Genomic DNA, 12,497 nt, shown 5'->3' with positions numbered 1-12,497 from the left:
AAAGCGGTTGTGACTCGCGGTGTCAGGCGTCGGCGCGACAGTCGACGGTCCACTCGCACGCCGTCGCCGCCACGAGGCGGTCGTACAGCGCGCGCAGTCCCGCCGACCCCGTCTCGGGGAGGACGTGCAGTTCGACGGTCCCGTCGCGGACGACGACCCGGAAGGTGTCGCGGGTCCCGTCGTCGTGGACGAGGTAGAGCGGCAGGGGGAGGTCGAACCAGTCGCCGTAGCGGTAGGGCCCCCCGTCGAGGACGTCCCTGAGCAGCGCGTCGAGGGACGACTCGTCGCGTTCGACGGCGGGTGCGAGGACGAACACCACCCCGCCGTCGTGCTCGACGGTCGTCGAGGAGAACCGGCGCTCCGGGCGGGCAGGGATGGCGAAGGTCGGGTCCTCGGCGGCGTCGGTCACGGGCACTCCTTGGCCGTCGTCCGGTTTAAAATCGAGGGCGATTACGGCCGTCTGAACGTGTACCTGAGGCCCTCGTCGGCCACGGTGAGTTCGCCCGCCTCGAAGTCGAAGTGGAGCGTCACCTCCCCCGTCGTCGAGAACTCGTGGAGGGGCATCCCGGCGTCGACGCGCCCGTCACGGGCGAGTTCGAGCGACGCGCTCCCGAAGTCGGCGCGGACCGCGTCCGCACCCGCGGTGACCGTCCCCGACCGGGCGAAGCGGTCGAGCGCGTCCACGACGCGGTCCCACTCCCCGAGCGAGAGGGCGAGCGTGTCCTCCATACCGTCCGTTCGAGGCGTGGACGGAAAGACCCGCGGTCGCCCTCGACGTCGACGTCGGTGTCGCCGGTCAGTACCAGGTCGCGCCGGCGTCCACGTTGATGTCCTGTGCGGTCACGTGGCGGGCGTGCGGCGAGGCGAGGTAGGCGACGAGTTCGGCCACCTCGGCGGGCGGGACGAGTTCCTCGATGGGGAGGTCGTCCAGAATCTGGCGCTGTGCGGCCTCCTCGGGGGAGATACCCTCGCGCTCGGTGCGGGCCTCGAAGACCCGGCGGATGCGGTCGCCCTCGACGGCGCCGGGGCAGACGGCGTTGACCGTCACGTCGTCGTCGCCGAGTTCGAAGGCGAGCGCCCGCGTGAGACCGACGACGGCCATCTTCGACGCCGCGTAGGGCGTCCGGAGCGGGTAGGGGCGCTTCCCGGCGATCGAGGAGATGGTGACGAGGCTCCCCCGGTCGCTCTCGCGGAGGTACGAGGCGGCGTGTTTGGCACAGAGGAACGGCCCGAGGACGTTCACGTCCTGGACGCGCAGCCACTCCTCGGCGGTCACCTCCTCGACGGGCGTCGTCGGCCCGGCGACGCCCGCGTTGTTCACGAGGCAGTCGAGGCCGCCGAACTCCTCCGCCGTCACCTCGACGGCCGCGGCGACGGACTCCTCGACGGTGACGTCCGTCGGAACCGAGAGCACCCGGTCGTCGGGAATCTCGCTCGCCGTCTCCGCGAGGCCGTCCTCGTTGCGGGCGGCGAGCGCGACGTTCGCGCCGTGGTCGGCGAGCGTGCGTGCGATTTCTCGGCCTAGCCCCTGGCTGGCACCCGTGACGAACGCCGTCGTTCCGGAGAGCATGGCCCCCGTTCGGAGACGGGTGTGTTAGGTGTTGTGTCGGGACGACCCGCAGGGTCATAGCCGCGGGGACCGTGCTACGACTATGTGCGGACGATACAGCCTCTTCACCCCGCCCGAGGACCTGGAATCGCGCTTCGACGCGACGTTCGACGTCGAGTACCGCCCGCGCTACAACGCCGCGCCCGGCCAGCGTCTCCCGGTGATTCGGGACGCCGCCCCGGGGACCATCGGCGAGTCGCGCTGGGGGCTGATTCCCGCGTGGGCCGACGACGACACCGGGGGGCTCATCAATGCCCGCGCGGAGACGCTGTCGGAGAAGCCCGCGTTCCGCGAGGCCTACGAGCGCCGGCGGTGTCTCGTCCTCGCCGACGGCTTCTACGAGTGGGTCGAGACGGAGGACGGAAAGCGTCCCTACCGCGTCACCCGCCGGGACGACGAACCGTTCGCCCTCGCCGGCCTCTGGGAGACGTGGACCCCCGAGGAGAAACAGACGGGCCTCGACGAGTTCGGCGGGGGCGGTCCGGACCGGTCGGTCGACCCCGTCGAGACGTTCACCATCGTCACCCGCGAGCCGACGCCGTTCCTCGCCGACTACCACCACCGGATGGCGCTGCTGTTGCGTCCGGCCGACGAGTCGGCGTGGCTCGACGGCGAGCGCGTCGAGGCGGTCGAACCGCCCGACGACGACGCCCTCCGCGCGTACCCCGTCTCGACGCTCGTCAACGACCCCTCGAACGACTCGCCCGCCGTCGTGCGGGAGGCCTGACTACTCGAACAGTTCCTCGTGGCGGGCGGCGAGGTTCGCGTACTTGCCCGTCGAGTACGCCTCGAACAGGCCCGCCGCGTCGAGGTTCGTCTCCGAGAGCGGCCGGGTCGACGCCGGGACGCCGGAGACGAAGCTCTCGGGCGGGACGGCGGTGCTCCCGAGGACCACCGCGCCCGCGGCGACGATGCTCCCCTCGCCCACCTCGCAGTCGTTGACCGTCGCGTTGAACCCGACGAGGACGCCGTCGCCGACGTCGGCGTCGTTCAGGACGGCACCGGAGGCGACCATCGACCGCTCGCCGACCGTCGAGACGTGGATGGCGGTGTTCTCCCCGACGTGGGACTCCCGGCCGACGCGGACGGGACCGACGTCCCCGCGGAGGACCGCCCCCGGCCAGACGTTCGCGTTCGACTCCACGGTGACGTCGCCGACGAGCGTCGCCTCGCGGCTCACGTAGGCGTTGCCGTGAATCCGCGGTCCGTCCCCCTCGAAGTGGTAGTGGCGGCTGTCCATACCCCCTCACACGCCGCGTCGTGTCAAATGCGTATCCCGACAGTTCGGTTCACTCATACGTCTCGGCCGCCGACCCCTCGCGCGTGAAACTCGCACGCATCGCGACCGACGACGGCACCGTCACCGGCGAGGTCGACCCCGAGACGGGCGTCGTCACCGCCGACGCCAGCTACGAACCGGAGGCGTACGACCTGCTCGCGCCCTGCGAACCGACGGCGCTCTACTGCGTCGGGCGCAACTACGCCGCCACGCTCGACCAGATGGACTACGACCGCCCCGAGGAACCCGACTTCTTCATCAAGCCGCCCGTCTCCGTCCTCGCACCGGGCGCGCCCATCGAGTACCCCTCCTTCACCGAGGAGTTCACCTACGCCGGCGAACTCGCCGCCGTCGTCGACCGGGAGTGTCACGACCTCGCGCCCGAGGAGGTCGACGACGCGCTCCGGGGGTACACCATCATGAACGACCTCGACGCGCTCGACCAGCAGGGACGCACCGCCCGGAAGGCGTTCGACGGCTCCGGCCCCCTCGGTCCCTACATCGAGACGGACCTCGACCCCGCGGACATCGAGATGCGGACGCTCGTCGCGGGCGAGGAGCGCCAGTCGGCGACGACGGCACAGATGCTCTTCACGCCGCGCGAGGTCGTCTCCTACCTCTCCGAGCGGTTCACCTTCAAGCCGGGCGACGTGGTCGCCTTCGGCAGTCCCGCCAACCCCGGCCTCCTCGAACCGGGCGACGAGGTCGAGATAACGTACGAGGGCGTCGGCACGCTGCGTAACACCGTCGTCTGAGCCCCGCAACCCTTTTGCGCTGGCCTCGTGACCCGAGAGCAATGACGACCCGTCTCCCCGACGGCGAGTACGACGCCCGGCTGGAGCGGGTCCGCGACCGGCTCGCGCGCACCGCCTGCGGCGCGGCCGTCGTGTTCGACGCGACGAACGTCGCCTACCTCACCGGGTTCCACCACGTCGCGACCGAACGGCCCGTCGCCCTCGCCGTGACCGCCGACCGCGTCGCGGTGACGGTCCCGCGCCTCGAAGTCGAGCGCGTCACGGACAACCCCCGTATCGACACCGTCCACGACTACTTCGACTACCCCGGCGGGATGCCGATGGCGACGGTCGCCTCCATGCTCCGCCACCTCGACGTCGACCGGGTGTACGCCGACGCCGACGGCGCTCCGGGCGTAATGGGCTACTCGGGGCCGCCGCTCTCCTCGTACGTCGAGGTGACGGTCCAGGACTGGGTGTCGCGGATGCGGTGGTCGAAATCGGACGCCGAGGTGGCGCTGCTGCGCGAGTCGGCGCGGTGGGCCAACCTCGGCCATCGACGCCTCGCGGACGCCCTCGTGCCCGGCGCGCACCCGGCGACGGTCGGCCAGCGCGCCTCGACGGCCGCCTCGCGGGCCATGCTCGACACCCTCGGGGAGCGCTACGTCCCTCGCGTTCGCGGCGACGGCCCCGTGAGCGTCGGCCTCGTGAGCGACGGGGAGACGGCGCTCCCGCACGGCCACACGCCGAACCGGCGGCTCCGCGAGGGGAGCGTCGTCGTCACGGGCGCGACGGCGAACGTCGACGGCTACGGCGCGGAACTGGAGCGGACGATGTTCGTCGGTGACCCGACCGACGAGGACGTCCACTACTTCGAGGTGATGTGCGAGGCGGGGCGTGTCGCCGTCGACGCGCTCGCGCCGGGCGTCCCCGTCGCCGACGTGGACCAGGCCGTCTGGGACTACTTCCTCGAACAGGGCGTGACCGACCTCGCGCGCCACCACACGGGCCACGGCCTCGGCCTCGCGCCACACGAACCCCCCTACCTCGACCGGGGGTGGGGCGACGCCGACGAGGACCCCGGCAACCACGTCGTCGAACCGGGCCACGTCTACGCGGTCGAACCCGGCCTCTACACCGAGCGTGCCGGCTACCGCCACTCGGACACCGTCGCCGTCACCGAGGACGGCGTCGAGCGACTCACCTACTTCCCCCGGTCGCTCGGGGAGAACGTCGTCCGATAGACTCATTCGGCCTCGCGGAGAGGGGCGACCGTGTCGTACGACGCAGTAGTGTTCGACAACGACGGCGTCCTCACGGAGATAACCGACTGGGCCGTCCTCCGGGGGGCGGCCGCAGACGCGTTCGCCAGTTTCGACGTGGACCCGAGCGACGACGACCTGCGCACGGTCCTCTCGCACGTGACCGTCGACGGACTGGAGGCGGTGTGTGCGCGCCACGGCATCGACCCCGAGGCGTTCTGGTACCGACGCGACACGAACTACGCCGACGTCCAGCGCCGCGAGATACGCGACGGCCGGAAACCGCTGTACGACGACGTCGACGCCGTCCGCGCGCTCGACCTCCCGAAGGGAATCGTCAGTTCGAACCAGCACGCCACTGTCGAATACATCCTCTCGCACTACGGCCTCCACGACCACTTCGAGACCTACTACGGTCGCCAGCCGACCGTCGAGGACGTCCGCCGGAAGAAACCCGACGCGCACTTCATCGACCGGGCGCTCGTGGACCTCGGGACGCGGAACGCCCTCTACGTCGGCGACAGCGAGAGCGACGTCGAGGCGGCGCACAACGCCGGCATCGACTCGGCGTTCCTCCGGCGTCCGCACCGCGCCGACGCGGTCCTCTCGACCGACCCGACCTACGAGTTCGAGACGCTGGCGGCGCTCACGGAACTGGTCTGACTCAGTCGCCGTCGGGAGACCGTTCGAGGGGGCGACGGGGCGGACCGGTCTCGACGCGCCCCGAGAGGTCTATCTGCGGGTAGGGGATGTCGATACCGGCCTCCTCGAAGCGCTCCTTGACGGCGCGGACCACCTCGCTCCGGACGGTGAGGTACTTCCGCCGGTTCGGCGTGTCTATCCAGAACCACGAGTCGAGGCCGACGTAGGAGTCGGCCAGCGGGTCCTCGCTCAACTGCACCGTCGGGGTCGGGTGTTCGAGCACCTTCGGGTGGGCGGTCGCCTCCTCGACGATGATGTCGGTCGCCCGCTGGATGTCGTCCTCGTAGCCGATGCCGAAGGTGAAACTGATACGGAGTCTGTCCCGCGCCGTCGGGTTCAGAATCTCGTTCTCCGTGAGTTTCGCGTTCGGGACGGTGATGATCTCGTTGTCGAACGTCTGGATGCGCGTGACGCGGAGCGAGATGTCGGTGACGATTCCCTGGGAGGGGAGGTCGCCGCTCGAGGGCCACTCTATCCAGTGGCCGATGCGGAACGGCCGGTCGACGTAGATGAACACCCCCGCGACGAAGTTGGCGATGAGGTCGCGCAGCGCGAACCCGATGGCGAGCGTCGCGGCGGCGCCGATGGTCGTGAACGACGAGAGGAGGTTCCCGTAGCCACCGACGGCGAACCCCACCGCGAGCGCCGCGAACGCGAGGACGATGCGTGCGATGCGCACGAGCGGTCGCTGGGCGTCGCCCTCGACGTCCCGCGCGGCGAGCGCGCGGCGGACGAGCGGGAGGCCGACCGTCCGGCCCAGCAGGTAGAGGGCGAGGAACACCCCGACGAGCGTGATGAGCCCCCCGAACACCTCCGCGTACGGGACGCCGACGTCGCGGAGCGTCTCCCCGACGGGGCCGACCCGGTCGGGCGTGAGACTGACGTTCCCCTCGCCCGAGTCGTTCGAGCCGTTGAACTCCGCCTGCAGCGGCGTCAGCACGACGGCTACTCCCCCCATAGAACCACAGTTCGGTCCAGCCATTTGCTCCGTCTCCGACTCACTCGTGGGGGGCTCATATACGGCACGGCTCCGTGGATTCCGCCCGGGGCTAGTCGACCTCTTCGAGGACGGACGCTCCCGTGCCGGGCTTCGACTCCCACTCCCACTCGTCCTCGACGCGGACGCGGCCGTCGTCGAGGACGGAGACGACCCCCACGGAGTGTCCGGTCGCCGTCTCGCCGTCCTCGTGCAACTGTGCGTAGCGGACGTCCCACCGTCGTCCGTCGAACGTGCCGACCAGGTGGCCCGTCACGACCGACCCGCCGGCGTAGCGCGCGTGTATCCGGTCGTCCACCTGTTCGAACTCGAAGGTGGTGTCGCGGCCCACCTCACCCGTGGCGTCGTTGGCGACCCCGGCGAGCGTCCGCCCGTCGAGCGAAATCTCGTCTGCCATACCGGCCCGTTCCGTCCGTCGCGCGTAAACGTTCGCACTCGCGGGTGAGTCGTCTCGTCGACGTGAGAACGACGTTCGAAAGAGACGGCGTCACGACCCCGTGTGGTAGTACGTCGAGCGCGTCAGCGGTTCGGACGGCCCTGGACGCGCACCTGGAACTGCGCGTCGACGCCGGGGACGCGGAGCGTCGTCTCCTCGCCGCGCCGACGACGGGCGACCCGTCCGACGAGGAGCCGGAGGGCGAGGACGGCGGCGAGCGCCGCCGCCGCGAGGGCGAGGTTCTCGGCCGCCCAGAGCGCGAGCGGGACGAGCGCCAGCATGGCGAACATCGTGAGGACCGACCTGGCGTCGGTCGGCGTTCGGGAACCGTACAGCAGGTCGGAGCGGATAGGGTGTCGTGACATGCGGTGAACTCCGTGCCGGGGGCGGTGCAACCGCATCGTCTCCCGGCCGTACTCAGTAGAACGTCCCCGAGGTATAAAAAACATTCTCTAATGTTGATAGGTTGTGAGAAATGCAACCATGTCACACAGTGTGGGTGGGCCGCTCGGACGCTCACGACCCGGTACAATCTGTGACAAGGTGCATGTTATTAGCCCTCACAAACGCCGAGTAACCATTATGTTTCAGCATACATTAGTATGAAATAGCCCTCCATTCGAGCGTCTATATAGATATTCATGGCCCGTCCCGAGGGTCCGTCCCGTGTTCGCACGACACGCCGAGCCGTCGAGTCGCAACCGTTTCGGGGGTCGCTCGCCGAGCGAGTCCAATGAGTTACAAGATCGGTCTCGTGGGCAAGCCCTCGGTGGGCAAGTCCTCCTTCTTCAACGCCGCGACGATGAACGACGTGCCGGAGGGTGCCTACCCCTTCACCACCATCGACCCGAGCGTCGGCGAGGCGTACGTCCGCGTCGAGTGCGCCGCCCCCGAGTTCGGCGAGACCTGCACCCCCGAGACGGGCTTCTGCGAGGGCGGCACCCGGTTCGTCCCGACGAAACTCGTCGACGTGGCGGGCCTCATCCCCGGCGCCCACGAGGGGAAGGGCCTCGGCAACCAGTTCCTCACCGACCTCAACGAGGCGGACGTCCTCGTCCACGTCGTCGACTTCTCCGGGACGACGGACGTCGAGGGCGAGGCGACGGAGGGTCACGACCCCCGCGAGGACATCGCCTTCCTCGAGGACGAACTCGACCAGTGGTACCTCGGCGTCCTGGAGAAGGGCATCGAGCGCTACCGCACCGGCTACCACGGCGCCGACAAGGACGTCGAGGTGTCGCTGGCCGAGCAGATGGACGCCTTCGGCATCACCAAAGACGAGGTGAAGCAGGTCGTCCTCGCGCAGGGGCTGGACCTCGACCCCGACACGTGGACGGAACCGGACCGCCTCGAACTCGCCCGCGAGATACGGAAGCGCACGAAACCGATGGTCGTCGCGGCCAACAAGATGGACACGCCGGAGGCGCAGGCCAACTTCGCGGAGATAACCGCCGACCCCGACTACGACCACCTCACGGTCGTCCCGGTGAGCGCCCACGCCGAGAAGGCGCTGAAGAAGGCCGACGAGGCCGGCGTCGTCGACTACACGCCCGGCGCGTCGGACTTCGAGGTCGTGGGGGACGTCTCGATGGAGCAGAAGACCGGCCTCGAACGCATCCGCGACTTCGTCACCGAGTACGAGGGGACGGGTGTCCAGCGCGCGCTCGAAGCCGCGCTGTTCGGCGAACTCGGGGCCGTGGCGGTCTTCCCCGGGAGTTCGAAGGGCGTCGTCACCGACGAGGGGAAGGTCCTCCGGGACTGTTTCCTCCTCCCTCCGAACTCCACCACGGAGGACTTCGCGTACTTCCTCCACACCGACATCGGCGACGGCCTCCTCCACGGCATCGACTGCCGGAGCAAGCGGCAGATCGGTGCCGACCACGAACTGGACCACCGCGACGTCGTCGAGATACTCACGACGAACTGAGCGGTCGAGACGGCGGCAACGCTCCCGCCCGCCCACAGACCTTTTCGTCGTCCCGGCGTAGCGAGACCCCCATGTCCGGAGACAGAGACCGCGCCCAGGACCGCATCGGCGAGCGAAAGCGCGAGCGGGCGGAGAACGTCGAGTCGTTGCTCGACGAGGTCCAGACCGACCTCGGCGAGCGGGAGTACCCCGTCCGGAGCGAGGAACTGGCGAAGGAGTACGCGGACCAGCCCATCGACCTGCCCAACGAGACGGAGTCGCTCGGGAGCGTCTTCGACCGCATGACCCAGAGCGAGGAGTTCGACACCCCGGAGGAGGTTCGAGAGGCGCTCTACGGTGAACTGACGGGCGAGGCGGGCGGCGACGAGGAGTACAACGCCGGCCGGGACCTCGAAGCGCTCGACGACGACGCGGACGCGGACACGGTCGACGTGGAACCGGAACAGTTCGACGAGGAGACCGACCGGTAGCCGAAACGAACGGGCGTCGAGTCGGTATCCACTGCGGCCGTCACCCCCGACTCGACGACGGTGTGTGCCATCCGAATCCGGCCGTCGTCGGTGCGGCGGGTGACGGGGGAACGGGAACGCGCGTCCGGCGGCGCGAGGCGGCGTGCGTCCACACCCCGCGTCCGCAGGTGTTCCGAGGGCGGACGGCCGCAAGTCGGTTGTAGCTACACCCGTTCCCCGCGGGGTATGAGTATAGGTCGTCCGAGGCGACGGTCGCAGTGGGCGAATCAGCGCGCGATGCTGGAGTCCTCCGCGAGTTCCCGGGCGGTGACCTCGGCGATTCGCTTCGCCATCCCGAGGAGGACCGGCCCGAAGAACAACCCCATGACCCCGAGGAGGGCGAGGCCGCCGAAGATACCGAGCAGGAACAGTCCCGGGTTCAGGTTCGCCTCCCGACCGCCGACGACCGGCCGGAGGTAGTTGTCGGAGAGGCTGACGACGAGCGCACCGTAGGCGAACAGCGCCGCCCCCGGGACCGGTTGTCCGGTGACGACGAGGTAGAGCGACGCGGGGAGCCAGACGACGGACGCCCCGATGAGCGGGAGCAACGAGAGCCCGAACGTGACGACGGTCCAGAAGACGACGTCCGAGAACCCGACGGCGTAGAACCCGATGCCGGTGAGGAGTCCCTGTACCAGCGCGACGACGACGTTGCCGACGACGGCGGCCCACATGAGCCGGTCGCACTCGCCGAGGAGGTCGCGCTGGACCGACGGGCTGAGCGGCAGGACGCGTCGGACCCAGCCGACGACGTCGGCCCCGTCGACGAGCAGGTAGTAGAGCAGGAACAAGGTGACGAACAGGCCGATGCCGAGGTTCGTCACGGTCGTCACGACGTTCAGCGCCTCGGCGAGGACGCGCTGGGTCCCCTCCGACCCGTTCCGGTTGACCATCTCGCCGAGTCGCTCCGGAATCGTCGGCAGGAGCGCGTCGAGTTCGACGGCGACGCCGAACGTCGTCCGGAGGAACCGTTCGAGTCCCTCGTAGTTGGCCGCCCCGGTCCGGAGCAACTCGACGATGCCGAGCGCCTGCTGGGCGGCCACCCCGAGGAGGACCGCGACGGGGAGCAACAGCAACCCCACCGTCACGGTGATGAGCGTCGCCGCCGCCACCCGGGAGCCGACGCGCGGGGCGAGACGCCGCTGGACCGGGTAGAGGAGGTACGCCAACAACACCGCGAGCAGGACGTACTGGAGGAACGGCCGTACCAGCGCGTACGCCAGCGCGGCGGCGACGAACAGCAGGACGACCAGTACCGCCCGGTGTCTGTTCATGCAGCTGATACGTGGTCGGACGCAAAAACCTACCGCGACGGTGTCGGCGAGCGACAGGTCGCCGTGACCGGAGGGTCGAATCGACGGGAGCCCGTCCGGCGGACGACCTCGCACCACTTTCTTTCGAAAAATCGGCCAAAATTATTATACGTAATCTAGTCCAGTTGAACAGTATCATGCGACGACGTACCTATCTGAAAACGACCGGAACGGCCCTCCTAGGGCTGGCGGCGACCGGGACCGCAGTTGCCGACGACGACCGACGCGGGAACTACCGCCCCGGTGGCCCGTGGCCGGGCAGCGAGCACGCGTACAACCTCAACGCCTACCACACGAACGAGGAACTCGCGGCCGACCTGCAGCGCCTCGACCGCAAGAGCGACCGCATCTCGCTGACGCAGATCGGTCGGTCGGCCGGCCTCGGCGGACCCATCTGGGAGGTCACGGTCGGCGACGGCGACACGGGCGTCCACCTCATCAACCAGATTCACGGCGACGAACCCGTCGGGACGGAAGTGACCCTCAGCCTACTGCGCGACCTCGCGCTCGGGAACTCGAAGCAGGTCGACCTCCTGCTCGACGAACTCTCGTTCACCGTGGTCCCCCGGGTGAACCCCGACGGGGCGATGTTCGAGTACGACATCGACGACGACGGGACCGACGAGTGGATCGGCCGCCGGACCAACACCCAGGACTGGGCGGAGGGCGACTCCGCGTACCGGCCGTCCTACCACTACGCGACGCCCGACGACGCGCACCCCGGCTACGACATGAACCGGGACTTCAACATCGCGCTGGACGCGGACGCCATCGACGAGCAGGACGGGTCGTGGTCCCAGAGCGACAGCGGCGTGAACTACTACGACGTCGAGTACGAGGGCTACACCCTGCGGTCGAGCGGGCTCATGCTCGCGCCCGAGGTGCGCGCCGTCGCCGCGAGCGCGCTCCGCGCCGACCCGGACTACGCCATCACGCACCACCACCAGGGGCGCTACCTCTACCCCGGTTCCGGCGACGGCAACCAGCCCCCTAAGCAGACCATCATGAGCGTCATGCCCGCCTACGGCGAGGCGTACCTCGACCGCTCGCCGTTCGACTTCGACGGCGCGGACGTCGAGCAGGTCGTCGACCCGTTCATCGACGCCGAGACGAGCGAGCGGTCGCTCCAACTGAACGTCCTCGTCGAGGAGGCGCTCGGCCAGCGCGGCGACAGCGTCTTCGACAGCGTGACCCGCTACGGCTACTACCCGCTGTGGGGGTCGTACCTCGACACCGTCTGCCCGAACACGGGCGCGGCGGGCCTGCTCTACGAGGTCGCCGGCCAGACCGACGACCGCGGCCAGCAGGGCTTCGGCCAGATGGTCCAGGCGACGACGGTGGGCTTCATGGCCACCTTCGAGGCGATGGCCGACGGCTCCATCGACGACGTGGACGCGGAGAAGTACTGGGACATCCCCCTGACGGGCGACCCGCTGGAGAACCCCCACGGCGTCGACCTCCCGACGCGGTAGTCAGATTCGGAGACGAACCGACTCCTCCTCGACGTCCGCCACGTACTCCCTCTCGAGGCGGTTCGTGTCCTGTTCGACGGCACCACCCCACCCCAGTTCGTCGGCGAGGTCGTCGTCGACGTCCCCGTCGACGGTGACGTGGAGGTCGCCGTCGCTGACCGACGAGACGGTCCCTATCTCCTCGCCGGTCTGGGAGACGACGCGCTTGCCGACCTGCTCGTCCGTGAATTCGGTTGCCATGTGACCGACTTCGACGG

The 12,497-nt window shown here is 69.3% G+C and carries 16 protein-coding genes; 7 read left to right on the top strand and 9 right to left on the bottom strand.

Annotated features, from left to right (window positions below):
- Window positions 1-22 precede the first annotated feature (22 nt).
- The 3 genes from P1Y20_RS01300 to P1Y20_RS01290 form a co-directional block, all read right to left on the bottom strand.
- Complete coding sequence (locus P1Y20_RS01300; RefSeq protein WP_304446850.1) at window positions 23-409, bottom strand: hypothetical protein; 387 nt, start codon at window positions 407-409, stop codon at window positions 23-25.
- Between the two features lie 41 nt (window positions 410-450).
- Window positions 451-729: a hypothetical protein gene (locus tag P1Y20_RS01295; protein WP_304446849.1), complete on the bottom strand. Its 279-nt coding sequence runs from the start codon at window positions 727-729 to the stop codon at window positions 451-453.
- 67 nt (window positions 730-796) lie between these two features.
- The gene (locus P1Y20_RS01290; RefSeq protein WP_304446848.1) at window positions 797-1,570 is read right to left on the bottom strand and encodes an SDR family NAD(P)-dependent oxidoreductase; all 774 of its coding nucleotides are present in this window, start codon (window positions 1,568-1,570) and stop codon (window positions 797-799) included.
- Window positions 1,571-1,652: 82 nt separating this feature from the next.
- On the opposite strand from P1Y20_RS01290, the gene P1Y20_RS01285 reads away from it, so the two are divergent.
- Window positions 1,653-2,336 (top strand): SOS response-associated peptidase, encoded by a 684-nt coding sequence (locus tag P1Y20_RS01285; RefSeq protein WP_304446847.1) that lies wholly within the window; start codon window positions 1,653-1,655, stop codon window positions 2,334-2,336.
- Here the strand turns inward: P1Y20_RS01285 and P1Y20_RS01280 are convergent, their stop codons facing one another.
- The gene (locus tag P1Y20_RS01280; protein WP_304446846.1) at window positions 2,337-2,849 is read right to left on the bottom strand and encodes a gamma carbonic anhydrase family protein; all 513 of its coding nucleotides are present in this window, start codon (window positions 2,847-2,849) and stop codon (window positions 2,337-2,339) included.
- A gap of 83 nt (window positions 2,850-2,932) precedes the next feature.
- On the opposite strand from P1Y20_RS01280, the gene P1Y20_RS01275 reads away from it, so the two are divergent.
- Genes P1Y20_RS01275 through P1Y20_RS01265 form a run of 3 tightly spaced genes read left to right on the top strand, consistent with a single transcriptional unit; the run spans window position 2,933 to window position 5,547 of the window.
- Window positions 2,933-3,643 (top strand): fumarylacetoacetate hydrolase family protein, encoded by a 711-nt coding sequence (locus P1Y20_RS01275; protein WP_304446845.1) that lies wholly within the window; start codon window positions 2,933-2,935, stop codon window positions 3,641-3,643.
- Window positions 3,644-3,684: 41 nt separating this feature from the next.
- Complete coding sequence (locus tag P1Y20_RS01270; protein ID WP_304446844.1) at window positions 3,685-4,866, top strand: M24 family metallopeptidase; 1,182 nt, start codon at window positions 3,685-3,687, stop codon at window positions 4,864-4,866.
- 30 nt (window positions 4,867-4,896) lie between these two features.
- Window positions 4,897-5,547, top strand: coding sequence for an HAD family hydrolase (locus P1Y20_RS01265; RefSeq protein ID WP_304446843.1), 651 nt, complete (start codon window positions 4,897-4,899; stop codon window positions 5,545-5,547).
- Between the two features lies 1 nt (window position 5,548).
- Here the strand turns inward: P1Y20_RS01265 and P1Y20_RS01260 are convergent, their stop codons facing one another.
- The 3 genes from P1Y20_RS01260 to P1Y20_RS01250 all read right to left on the bottom strand — a co-directional run bounded on the left by P1Y20_RS01260 (window position 5,549) and on the right by P1Y20_RS01250 (window position 7,384).
- Window positions 5,549-6,544, bottom strand: a complete 996-nt coding sequence (locus P1Y20_RS01260) for a mechanosensitive ion channel family protein (protein WP_304446842.1) — start codon at window positions 6,542-6,544, stop codon at window positions 5,549-5,551.
- 91 nt (window positions 6,545-6,635) lie between these two features.
- Window positions 6,636-6,980: an avidin-fold protein gene (locus tag P1Y20_RS01255; RefSeq protein ID WP_304446841.1), complete on the bottom strand. Its 345-nt coding sequence runs from the start codon at window positions 6,978-6,980 to the stop codon at window positions 6,636-6,638.
- A 122-nt stretch (window positions 6,981-7,102) separates the two neighbouring features.
- Window positions 7,103-7,384, bottom strand: a complete 282-nt coding sequence (locus tag P1Y20_RS01250) for a hypothetical protein (RefSeq protein WP_304446840.1) — start codon at window positions 7,382-7,384, stop codon at window positions 7,103-7,105.
- A gap of 368 nt (window positions 7,385-7,752) precedes the next feature.
- Here P1Y20_RS01250 and P1Y20_RS01245 point away from each other — a divergent pair, with 368 nt between their 5' ends.
- The gene (locus P1Y20_RS01245) at window positions 7,753-8,946 is read left to right on the top strand and encodes a redox-regulated ATPase YchF (RefSeq protein WP_304446839.1); all 1,194 of its coding nucleotides are present in this window, start codon (window positions 7,753-7,755) and stop codon (window positions 8,944-8,946) included.
- A gap of 71 nt (window positions 8,947-9,017) precedes the next feature.
- Window positions 9,018-9,416 (top strand): DUF5789 family protein, encoded by a 399-nt coding sequence (locus P1Y20_RS01240; protein ID WP_304446838.1) that lies wholly within the window; start codon window positions 9,018-9,020, stop codon window positions 9,414-9,416.
- A 266-nt stretch (window positions 9,417-9,682) separates the two neighbouring features.
- Here the strand turns inward: P1Y20_RS01240 and P1Y20_RS01235 are convergent, their stop codons facing one another.
- Window positions 9,683-10,729, bottom strand: coding sequence for an AI-2E family transporter (locus P1Y20_RS01235; protein WP_304446837.1), 1,047 nt, complete (start codon window positions 10,727-10,729; stop codon window positions 9,683-9,685).
- Window positions 10,730-10,905: 176 nt separating this feature from the next.
- On the opposite strand from P1Y20_RS01235, the gene P1Y20_RS01230 reads away from it, so the two are divergent.
- The gene (locus tag P1Y20_RS01230) at window positions 10,906-12,240 is read left to right on the top strand and encodes a M14 family zinc carboxypeptidase (RefSeq protein WP_304446836.1); all 1,335 of its coding nucleotides are present in this window, start codon (window positions 10,906-10,908) and stop codon (window positions 12,238-12,240) included.
- On the opposite strand, the gene P1Y20_RS01225 is transcribed toward P1Y20_RS01230, so the two are convergent.
- Window positions 12,241-12,480 carry a DUF8593 domain-containing protein gene (locus P1Y20_RS01225; protein ID WP_304446835.1) on the bottom strand — a complete coding sequence of 80 codons (240 nt, stop codon included), beginning with the start codon at window positions 12,478-12,480 and terminating at the stop codon, window positions 12,241-12,243.
- Window positions 12,481-12,497 lie beyond the last annotated feature (17 nt).

This window comes from Halomarina ordinaria (assembly GCF_030553305.1).
GTDB lineage: Archaea > Halobacteriota > Halobacteria > Halobacteriales > Haloarculaceae > Halomarina > Halomarina ordinaria.
This window is presented reverse-complemented; position numbering and strand designations above follow the sequence as displayed.